This is a genomic window from Belnapia sp., assembly GCF_059504005.1.
Genome location: NZ_JCACHU010000102.1, coordinates 1 through 3411, shown reverse-complemented (window position 1 = coordinate 3411; position 3411 = coordinate 1). Strand labels below are relative to the sequence as shown.

Here is a 3411-nt window from a genome sequence, read left to right as displayed (position 1 = left end):
TGCTCCTCACCAGGCATACCACCTGCCCACAATGGAACTACACACTGTCACCACGACCCCAAACCGAGGTCATGGCGAAGTAAATTCCTGACGTGCCCTAGTCATCGCCATGTTGCGATCATCACATGGTTTTCCTGGAAAGTTTCAGGCCATCCAAAGCGATCAATGGCTGAGCTTGCGTTAATGATCATAACATAGATAGTGAAGATTAGGACAAAAATCATATCGTTGCCATGAACATGGGCGACTGCCGCACAAATCGCGCTTGCGAGCGAAAAAATTTTCGTCAACGCTTGCGTAGGTGCCTCACATTCAATATACCGCTGGCGCGCCAGTATTCGGCACAACTGTGTCTTGTAATTCATTTTTGTTCTTTTTCAAGTTAGTCCTGGCGTATTTTTCTAGACATGGTTGTGTTCTTTACTTTTGAGGAAATGGAAAGATGGCAACATTAACAGTTGGCGCTGGGCGCCAGTATTCCACAATATCGTCGGCGGTGGCTGCGGCGGCCAATGGTGACCTGATTCAGATCCAGGCCGGCACCTACACCAACGATTTCGCCACCATCAACAAGTCGATCACGTTGCAGGGCATCGGCGGCATGGCCAAGCTGGTGGCGACGACGCCGCCGCCGAATGGCAAGGCGATCCTGACGACTCAGGCCAATGTCACCCTCGACCATATCGAGCTGACCGGCGCCAAAGTGGCCGACATGAATGGCGCCGGGGTGAGGGTCGAGGGCGCCTCGCTTACGGTTCTAGACAGTTACATCCATGACAACCAGAACGGGATCCTGGGTAACCCCGGGACTGGCACCATTACCATCCGTAACTCAGAGTTCGCACATAATGGTGCGGGTGATGGTCAATCTCACAATATCTATGTCAATGGTGGTGGCGCCCTTAATATTCAGGGCAGCTACTTTCATGATGCTGTCATCGGGCATGAGATCAAAAGCCGAGCCCTCAGCACGACCATTAGTGGTTCTCGCATCCAGAATGAGGATGGTTCGGGGAGCTACAACGTCGACCTGCCCAATGGTGGGAAGGCGGTGTTGACCAACAACATCATCGAGCAGGGCCCGCGGTCCGACAACCCGACCATTGTCTCCTTTGGCGTTGAGGGGTCGGTCCATGCCGGCTCGAGCCTGGAGATGCGCGACAACACCGTCATCAACGATTATGCCTCGACCTCGGCCAAGTTGCTGGTCAACGCCACCTCGGCCACCGCGACCGTTGCCAACAACAAGGTGTTCGGCCTGTCCGCCAGCCAGATGGCATCCGGCCCGGCGGCTGTGTCAGGCACCACTATCCTCACCAGCGAACCATCGCTCGATACCAGCTCGCCCTGGACGACGTCCACGGTGACGCCGACACCAACCCCCACCCCGACGCCGACGCCGACGCCGACGCCGACACCAACCCCGACGCCGACCCCGCCTCAGAACACCGGCAGCTTCGAGGCCGGCAGCGGGCCGGATGCGCTGGTGCTGAAGATGAGCCAGGACGTCTGGCAATCCAATGCGCAGTACAAGGTCCTGGTGGATGGCGTGCAAGTGGGCGGCACATTCTCGGTGACGTCCAGCGCCCTGCATAAGGACGGCCTCGCGGACATGCTCACGCTCAAGGGCGACTGGGCCGCAGGCTCACACAAGGTCGAGGTCAGTTTCCTGAACGATGCTTGGGGCGGCAGCAGCGCCACCGATCGCAACCTCTATGTCGACAGTGCCAGCTACAATGGGACAGCGGTGTCCGGTGCGACCAAGGCGCTCTACAGCTCCGGGACGCAGGCCTTCTCCTTCACCGAAGCGGGCTCCGCTCCGGCTCCCGGATTGTCCTGGACGGGCGGCACCGGGGCTGACTACAAGGCCGGGACGACCGGCAATGACACGTTTAGCGGCGCGGCCGGCAATGACACCCTGCTGGGGAATGCGGGGAATGACTCGCTGAGTGGTGGTGGTGGCGCCGATCGCCTGGATGGCGGGTCTGGTGCGGACGTTTTGAATGGTGGAAGCGGGAACGACGTGTTGATTGGCGGCGGCGATAATGACCGCTTCATCTTCGGCGCTGGGTTCGGTCAAGACACGATTCAGGCCTTTGCCACTCACCTCAATGCCACCGAGCAAGATCGCATCGACATCTCTAGGTTGGGGGTGACGGATGCGTCCTTCGCAGCGCAGGTCAGCATCCAGCAGGTCAACGCCAATGTGCAGATCAAGATCGGAATTGATATTATTACGATATCGAATGCAACGGCGACGAGCTTCGACCAGTCTGACTTCATCTTGGCCTGACGCAGCCTGATCAGCGCCGTGCGGCCCGCCAACATCGGCTGCTGGGTCTGCTGCGAACTGCCTCGTTGGACGCAGCATGGCAGCCGATGCAGGGTGGGCTGCATGCGGCGAGACCAGGTGACCGTCGCAACGCCGCACTCGACGGCGTTGGGATCAGGCATTGTGGGAGGGGGCGGCGATGGAGGGGTGTTGGCCGTCCTTCGGGCCGTCGCCCCCTCCTGGCAGCTCTAGCCCGCCGATTATGGGGCGATGAGCCCGTGCGCTCACCTCCGGCGCAGCCGAGCTCGGCTGATCCCTCAGCCCGCACCGGCTGTGCCTGCCCGAAGGTCGCCGCGATGAGGGCGGCCAGGTCGATGATCGCGGTGGCGCGGCCGGTGCAGACATTGAAGAGGCGCGCCTGCGGGGCTGCCGCCCGCTCGAGCAGGGCCATGCCGGTCAGCAAATGCTGCACCACATCGGCGACGAAGACGAAGTCGCGGGTTTGGCGCCCGTCGCCATGCACCGCGATGGCCTGGCCGCTGGCAACCCGTGCCGCAAACAGCGAGATGACCCCGGAATAGGGTGACGTCGGGTCCTGCCGCGGCCCGTAGACGTTGAAGAACCGGAAACCGATGCTCGGCACCCCGTGCACCGCGGCCGCGACGCGGGCATGCAGCTCCGAGGCCAGCTTATCAGCGCCATAGGCAGTGCGGATGCCCGACAAGCAACGACCGCCGTTGTCTCCACCCGTCGCCGTGGCCAGGCCTGCAGCGCCGCCAGGTTCACCCCACCCTCGCCCTGCTGTGATCGCCAGTGCTCAATCGCCGCTGCTCGGCTCTCAGCCCGCTGCGGCTGCAACAACCGTCCGTCCGCCGCCCCAGCCGCCATGCGCCGGAGGTGATGCCGCACCGCCCCCTCCGTCACCCCAAGCAGCGAGCTATCTCGCTCCGCGTCGTTCCCCGCTCCGCCAGCGCCTTGATCGCCATCCGAGCCCCCAGATCCAGCCGGCCCATCTCCCCTCCCGACGTTCCTCCCGTCAGGGGTGACTTCAGCCGGAGGCGCTACCTCGTAAATCTGGATGTCGCCTAGGGCACGGCAGGGATTTAATTCGCCGTGGCCTCGGTTTGCGGCCGTGGTGA

3 protein-coding genes are annotated in these 3411 nt (G+C 61.9%); 1 reads left to right on the top strand and 2 read right to left on the bottom strand.

Annotated features, from left to right (window positions below):
- Window positions 1-101: 101 nt before the first annotated feature.
- On the bottom strand, window positions 102-365 hold the full coding sequence (locus AC5JJ1_RS14525) for a hypothetical protein (RefSeq protein WP_495785818.1): 264 nt from the start codon (window positions 363-365) through the stop codon (window positions 102-104).
- Window positions 366-496: 131 nt separating this feature from the next.
- Between AC5JJ1_RS14525 and AC5JJ1_RS14520 the strand changes: the two genes are divergently transcribed.
- Window positions 497-2293, top strand: coding sequence for a carbohydrate-binding domain-containing protein (locus AC5JJ1_RS14520; protein ID WP_495785817.1), 1797 nt, complete (start codon window positions 497-499; stop codon window positions 2291-2293).
- 10 nt (window positions 2294-2303) lie between these two features.
- Here the strand turns inward: AC5JJ1_RS14520 and AC5JJ1_RS14515 are convergent, their stop codons facing one another.
- Entirely contained in the window at window positions 2304-2996 is a 693-nt protein-coding gene (locus AC5JJ1_RS14515; RefSeq protein ID WP_495785816.1) for an NAD-dependent epimerase/dehydratase family protein, read from the bottom strand.
- Between the last annotated feature and the right edge of the window lie 415 nt (window positions 2997-3411).